Origin of the sequence: Occallatibacter sp., assembly GCF_049510455.1 — a bacterium.
Taxonomy (GTDB): domain Bacteria; phylum Acidobacteriota; class Terriglobia; order Terriglobales; family Acidobacteriaceae; genus Telmatobacter.
Genome location: NZ_JBEKYX010000150.1, coordinates 1 through 7,173 on the forward strand (window position 1 = coordinate 1; position 7,173 = coordinate 7,173).

The 7,173-nt window shown below is 53.8% G+C and carries 4 protein-coding genes; all 4 read right to left on the reverse strand.

The annotated features are described in order from the left end of the window. Positions 1-479: 479 nt before the first annotated feature. From ABSG47_RS19660 to ABSG47_RS19675, 4 genes are read right to left on the reverse strand one after another with little or no spacing between them, the layout of a single operon-like run. Positions 480-1,445, reverse strand: a complete 966-nt coding sequence (locus tag ABSG47_RS19660; RefSeq protein ID WP_424171856.1) for a hypothetical protein — start codon at positions 1,443-1,445, stop codon at positions 480-482. Beyond that, positions 1,408-3,687 (reverse strand): NADH:ubiquinone reductase (Na(+)-transporting) subunit F, encoded by a 2,280-nt coding sequence (gene nqrF, locus ABSG47_RS19665; protein ID WP_424171859.1) that lies wholly within the window; start codon positions 3,685-3,687, stop codon positions 1,408-1,410. The genes ABSG47_RS19660 and nqrF overlap by 38 nt, the downstream gene beginning before the upstream one ends. A gap of 10 nt (positions 3,688-3,697) precedes the next feature. Further along, positions 3,698-4,519 (reverse strand): sugar phosphate isomerase/epimerase family protein, encoded by an 822-nt coding sequence (locus ABSG47_RS19670; protein ID WP_424171862.1) that lies wholly within the window; start codon positions 4,517-4,519, stop codon positions 3,698-3,700. Then, on the reverse strand, positions 4,516-6,663 hold the full coding sequence (locus ABSG47_RS19675) for an aldose epimerase family protein (RefSeq protein ID WP_424171864.1): 2,148 nt from the start codon (positions 6,661-6,663) through the stop codon (positions 4,516-4,518). Before ABSG47_RS19675 ends, ABSG47_RS19670 begins: the two co-directional genes overlap by 4 nt. Positions 6,664-7,173: the final 510 nt, after the last annotated feature.

Consider the following 7,173-nt stretch of genomic DNA (forward strand, 5'->3'; position numbering starts at 1 on the left):
GCTGCTCCAAAGAAACATAGCTGAACATCCCATCCTGAACCTGCTCAGTTCCACGCATAATCAGTAGACGAATCTACGCACAACCCCGTTGCGGAGAGCTGCCTTTTTCAACAAGTTCCTAGTCGAGTTTCGTCGCACTGCGCTTGCCGCCAATTGGGCAAAGGATCGCGTTTGTATCGTCAAACGTTTTGCTCAGATTCGCCAGGTCGAATTGGAGGTGAGCACTCGGACACTTCAAATCGAGATCGTCCAGCACCCGGCGGAACTCAGATGCCGTCTTCAGCGCCCCGAACCCAGTCGTTTCTACCTCTTTGTACCCAAGGTCAGCAACTTACTTCAGCGCAACAGGCGTATCCTGCTCGATCACCTCTCGGACTGTGTATAGATGGAGACAAAGGGGGAATCCCAGAGATTGTGCCCGCAAGCAAGCGAGCCGCGCCTCCGTTGCGGCGACGGCAAGTGCCGCAAAGTGGAATGTCCTACGCGTGATGGGCATTTTTCTGCCGTTTCGATGCGGCAGCGAAACTCTCACGCGCGACTTGTGCAAGCAGCAGCGCCTGGGCATACCGGTCTGATTCTTCGCGCATGATTCCTTCTGCGTCCGGGAACAATCGCGCATAGTAATGTGTCCCGGCGAGAAGCTCAGGAGCAAAGGGAAGAACGTCGCCTGGCGCAGCATGACTAAGAAAGCCCAGCATAGCTCTCGTCCATAGCTCGCGGAAGTGGTCCAGATAATTCACAACACCGTGCGCCTGCACCGGCCTCGCATGCACATCTTCGGAAATGGAGACCTGGATGCAGCCAGGACTGGCAATCCTTCCATGCATGAACCCGACGCGATCAAAGATAGGAGTCATGAAGTGGAGCTTTTGATTCCAGTCACCGTATACCAACTCCTGGCCACAGTAATAGTGACTGAAATCTCCGTTGAAGCGAACGTCTGGATGGCGCTTTATGAGCTGTACCGTCCTCCAGATATCTTGCGTAACGGTAGCGCGGTGCGTTTCGATGAAGATCGCAATCCCGCGGCGCTGCTGCGCTTCCAAAACGGCTTCCACAAGCGCATCTACTTCGCAATCATCTTCGATTCCCCAACCCAGATGGACCGTAATACACCTGTCTCCCCGGTCAACATGTCTTGCCGCAACGATATCCGCATCACTGAGAACATTGATTCGCGAGAGTCCGCAAAAAGGTAACGCAGGACTCTTTGGCAAAGGATCTCCGTGCGTGATTTGAACGCCTTCAAAACCGTCTGCGCGAAGGCGAGCATAAACTTCTTCTTCTGTTCCAGCACGCAATACCGAACTGCCCGGCAAATCAACGAGGTTATCTAAATTCAATAGCAACATCAAACGAGGCGCGGAGTCTGTCGTCACGTTCCGGAAGCCGTTTGAAAGAGGAGTTCTAAAATTCGTCATAGGACACCTGGTGCGCAGCGACACCCAACTCCAAAAACATGTGCTGGCAGGCACGGATCATCATCGGCGGACCACACAGGTAATACTCCGCAGCATGCACGTTTGGGTGTGTTGAGAGATATTCCTGAAGCAGCACCTCATGAACAAAGCCCACGTGTCCGTGCCAGTTATCTCCCGCGAGCGGCGAAGACAGGGCCAGGTGAAATTTGAAATTTGGGTACGTCTTCTCGAGATCGTGAAAGTATTCGTCGTAGAAAATCTCCTGCCGGGAGCGAGCGCCATACCAAAAACTGATCCGGCGCGACGTGCCCTCCACCTCAAGAAGATGGGAGAGATGGGCTCGCAAAGGAGCCATTCCTGCGCCACCACCTATATAGATCATCTCCTTCTGGGTTGGCCTGATATGAAAGTCTCCGAAAGGCCCTATTCCGCTGACCAATTGACCTGGTTTCAATCCAAAGATGTAACTTGAGCCAATGCCTGGCGCACACGCCTGGCCCGGAGGCGGCGTAGCGATGCGGATGTTGAAGCGGAGCAGATTCTCTCGATTGGGATTGTTCGCGAGCGAGTAATTGTTGAACCGTTCCCCAACCTTGTTTTCAGCTTCAAGGTTAAAGATGTGTTGGTTTCGCCAGACACTCGCAAATGGCTCAGAAATGTCAAAGTCGGCATACCGCACTTTTTCATAGGCGGGAATGCAGAGCTGCATATAGTCACCGGGAAGGGCGTTTAGCGGCTTCGACGGTTCCAGTGGCTCCAGTACGAGTTCCTTGATGAAGGTCGCGACACTCTGATTGCTTATCACGCGAAATGATGCGGAGGTCTGGCGCCTGGCTCCTGCCCCTCCGGGATGAGCAACATTCAGGCGAAGAATCCCGCCGTTTTCCTTGATCGGGTACGTGGCAAGCCCGCGGCAAATCGGTGCCCGTGCGGGAGAGCCGTCGGCGAGGTTATATCGTCCATTGTGCTTGGGGCATTCAATAATTCCATCTTTCACCAAGCCGTCTGCCAGATGTACGTTGCCATGCGTACACATGCCATCTGTGGCAAACAGTGCGCCTTCTTCGTTGCGCACGAGAGCGAATGTACGCTTGCCGTAATCGAAGCGAAGCACATCGGCCTTGGGAAGCCTTGCAGCCGGGCATACGGCAACCCAACCTTCATTGTCGGCTTCCGCTTGTGTAGCAACAATGCCTTCCTGGGACCGCACTCTAGGTTCAGGCAATACTCTTTTTACATGGTACGCAGGATCTTTTACTTGCCTCAGCACAGTTGGGATGATCTCGCGCCACGCGGCGAACAGACTTGGATAGGGCGTTGGACAATCGTCTTTGACCTCCTCATGTAGCCGCGGCAATGCATGGAAAGGCACCAGAGGATACATATGGTGCTCTACGTGATAATTCATATTCCAATACAAAAACCGGTGGATCGGATTCATGTAGATCGTCCGACAGTTCAGCCGGTGATCAAGCACGTTCTCCGCGAGCCCGCCGTGCTGCGTTAGGCCGTAAGTAACAAGGAGCCATGTTCCGAAAAGATTCGGAAGGCCGATAAAAAGCAATGGGAGGATGCTATGTATGCTTACGGCAAGCACTAGAGCAAGGGCGTAGATTGCACAATAGATGCGAGCACGCAGAAATATCCTCGGAAACTCCATTTCCGGGATAAAGGTCATTTCTTCCTCTGTCATTCGTCCGAACGCATGGAGAACGATGTGCCGGAAGTAATTCCGGTATACGCCCAGAGCAAACAAGGACATGATCAGCGTGCGCAGATCGGGCGGCCTTGGTACTGCAATTTCAGGATCGCGGCCGACGATGATCGTGTCGCTATGGTGGCGGGTATGGCTCCAGCGCCAAACCGTCGACTCGCGCATCACCATGAAGGATGCAATCTCATAGAGAAAAATGTTTAGAGCGTCAGTACGAAAGGCCGTTCCATGCCCTGATTCGTGCCACCGCGAGTCGGAAGTCGAAGCATAGAGCGCTGCATATATCAAGTACGGTAGGAGTGCCCACCAGGAGCCCCAAAGTCGTACGGTCGCGTAAGCTGCCGCAAAGATGAGCGAAAACCACAGCACCGTGTTCCAGATCCCAGGCCAATCACGACGGGTGAGTAATGCCCGCATCGTCTCATGTGGTACGGGGCACTGATACCAGTCGGCTTCGGCGAGTCCTTTTTCAACGGCTGCGCACGCGTTAACGCCGATAAGACTGTAGTCGAGATGAAGAGCCTGAGAGGCAGATTTATTTACGCTTGCCATGACTTTGCTCCTAGTGGCGAAGCCCCATCAATTGCATGAGGCGGTCTGTCTCCCAATAGGCTTCCTCAACCCAACTCACAATATTTGCGGGATCCGGCGAGTATTCCAGTTCAATAGAAATAGCGCCGTCGATGTTGAGTTCCTTGATTGCCTGAAGGTAAGGCGCGAATTTCACTACCCCACGGCCTGGCGGTAAATCACCATGCACCTTTCCATCGCAGTCGCTGATGTGTACGTGACTCACCAAACCGTCAAGCGTGGCCAACTCGGCGGGCCCACAATCGGCGAGCATGAGATGGCTGATGTCGATATTTGCTCGCACCTGAGGGTGGCCGCAATCATCGAGAAACCGTTTCATCTGGGCGATGTTATTCAACAGGCTCAACCGAAAGGGCTCCAACTCGAGTGCTATCTCAATGCCCTTGTCTCCGGCGTAGTCGCCAAGGATGCGGCAAGTCTCCACACCCCAGGCCCATTGCTGATCCGCACGAATGACCTCGCGTTGCCAGATATACTCCCCGAGAACCAGCAGAATATTGCGAGCTTGAAAATGTGAAGCCAGATCGATGAACTTCTTACAACGCTCAATATGAAAATTGCGAACTGGTACGTTAAAGTCGCAGAGCCCAAGCGCCACCACTGGCAGCGACATGATTGGAAGGTTCAGGCGCTCACAGGAAGCTGCGATCCGTCTTGTATCGTTTGCCGACAGCGTCATAGCTTCCGTAAAGATATCGACGCAATCGAACCCAATGCGCGCGATGTGTTCGAGGCCCTCTATCGTATCCACACCGGCCTGATCGAAGGCGCTATTGATGATTCCCAATTTCATCTCTTCTCCCTTGTTACCGCTTCACTGGGCGACACGATACGGCCCAACTCGGCGCTCTTGATGGCAGCCTCCACGATCGCCAGAGTCTGCAAATGGTCTCCGCCGCTCAAGGCCGGGACGGTGTCTTCTTCGAGGGCGACTAACAATTGGCCCATCGTGCAGCCAAACGCATCAGGAAACCAACTCTGTTTCGGACAAAATTTCCGAAAGACGTTATCCCCTTTTTTCGCGTAACGCATCGTAGATGGGGTTGTGTAGGGATCCCGGCACCATCCAATGTCCCCAATCGCGAGGCCGTCGAGACCCTCGATCCTCCACGAAATATGAAGATCCGCTGGAGCGCCCTCTCGCGCAGGTCCGGTCCAGACATCATCCACCACCACACAACGCAGTCCATTGCCGTATTCCAGGATGGTGGTGCAGATGCCATCGCTGTGAGAAAACTTGGTCCTCGGGTCGGGACGCACGCTGCAAAAAACGCCATCCGGATCTCCAAACCATGCCCGCATGCAATCGAGATGATGCACGGACATGATCCTGAGGGTGGCGCCGCCTGTGTCCGCCTGCCAGGGCTGCCAATGCGGAATACCCCGCATATCGATCGTTGCGAACACCGGCTCGCCGAAATATCCATCTCGAAGCATGTGTGTCGCCGCAAAGACCGTGGGATCGTAACGCATATTCTGATTGACCGAGAGAAGGATTCCGGCTTGTTCGCACAGTTCTACAGCCTCGGCTGCAGCGGTGAAACTCAGCGCGAGCGGCTTCTGTGCATGAATTGCTCTAACGCTTCTACGCTCGCATGCCTCGCGAATCAGCGCAAGCTGCTCTGTAGGTGGGACGGCGATATCGAGCACCTCAATCGTCCGATCGTCCAGCAGTTCCTCGTAGGTCGCATAAACATGTTCGATCCCATGCCGCTGAGCGACACGTTCAGCATTCGTACTTGTTCGTGAGGCGATCGCTACTGGATTGAAGCCACAACGCCGGTAACTAACTAGATGGCATTCGTTCACGATAAAACCACTGCCGAGAATGCCTATACGCCGATCTCGTCGGATCGGCATCGGAGGGTGATATTTATATGCAGTATCCTGATCAATAGCAGGTCCCGCAAGAAAGCGATATGCAGTGCTGCGGCATTGCACCTCCCCAGGCTGGAGAACGACATCTCCTAATTGTGGATGCAGCACCCCATTGGGATATCCTTCCGCCTCCAGGCAGATTCCGGCATATTCGCTATAGACGTGATGGTCCTTTCCGCGAACGTCGCGGATATTCTTGCCTGTATAGAGTTGCAGGTATTGCTCGTCCGTCCAAACTTCCAGCAAACGTCCGCTCTTTGGGTGCGAAAGAATTGCCGCGAGCGATTTTTCCCGACGAAGTGGTAAACGATATAAGTCGCCGTGGTTCTGAAAGAGTTCCGGGATAGCGTCGTGCAGGTACCGCGCTTTACGAAAATCATTCTCCTGCGTAACGGGCTCCAGACGATTCAACAACGTCATGTGAACATCGGTCGCTATCGTCTCGTCAGCAAAGATTTGCAGCGTATGGTCCAGCGTGGATCGATTTCCTTCGCCTGAGAGGTTGAAGTACGAGTGATGCGTCATCGACCACGGTGTCGCACGGTCGGTTGAAGCCTCAGTCTCAATCAACAGCTCACCAGTTGCATCGAGGATATAGCGAAGGCAAACTTCGAGAGTTCCCGGATATCCTTCTTCGCCGTCTGGACTGGTCCGCTTCAGTTCCAATGCGACAGCATTTTCCAGAAAAAGTGGCGTTGCTTGCCAGAGATACTTATCGAAGCCACGGACACCACCGTGGAGATGGTTGAGCCCGTCATTGATTGTGAGTTTGTATGGGCTTCCGTTCAGCCAGAAACTTCCAGACGTAAGACGTCCAGCAACGCGGCCGACGATCGCTCCAAAATAGGTGGTTCCCGCTAGGTATTCCTCGAGAGAGTCGTATCCCAATACCACGTCTGCGAGCACACCGTTCCCGTCCGGCACCAACAATCGGCGGACGATACATCCGAGAGTAAGGATCTCAACCTGCATTCCCTCTGGGCTGGCAAGTATCCATGCGTCCACCTCGCCGCCGTCAGGAGCCCTGCCAAACTGTCGCCTTGTGATCGTAAAACTCATCGCGCCAGAACCAACAGTAAGACGGGCAGTCGAAGACTGTCTTTTCCATGTGTTGTCGAAGCTGTCATATTTTGTCCTAAACTCCACACTTTATCTTGAAATATCTAACTGTTCTGCTTGTCGTTCTTCATTATCACTACAGTGCTACCACTTCATGGAGGCAGTGCGTAAAGTCCTCGCTCGCTATCTACCAAACCACACTTGGAGGTCAAGGCCGAAGATGCATGCTGTTCAAGGAACCAAGACATCTGGCAGGCTGCAGAGACGCTCACACAGGGTTGGACCGGAATCCGCCATATTGAAGTTGCGGCCAGGAGTGCTACAGCGCACTCGACATAGCAGATGCTTTCGCGGATGCTGTTGGGCGCCCCGTCGAGGCGATCGCCGTTCCTAATACTACAGTTGTAGATAGAAGATTGGGAGGGGTGAACCTCGTTTGCGGTAGTGACATCGCAGAGCGTGGAATTGATGCTGCCTTCGCCATTGGGACCAGTGGAGAAGATGCTCAAC

What these genes read in the sequence shown, in the direction of transcription:
- ABSG47_RS19670 (WP_424171862.1), bottom strand. Translation starts at nt 4,519, where the DNA reads ATGAAATTGGGAATCATCAATAGCGCCTTCGATCAGGCCGGTGTGGAT.
- ABSG47_RS19675 (WP_424171864.1), bottom strand. Translation starts at nt 6,663, where the DNA reads ATGAGTTTTACGATCACAAGGCGACAGTTTGGCAGGGCTCCTGACGGC.
- nqrF (WP_424171859.1), bottom strand. Translation starts at nt 3,687, where the DNA reads ATGGCAAGCGTAAATAAATCTGCCTCTCAGGCTCTTCATCTCGACTAC.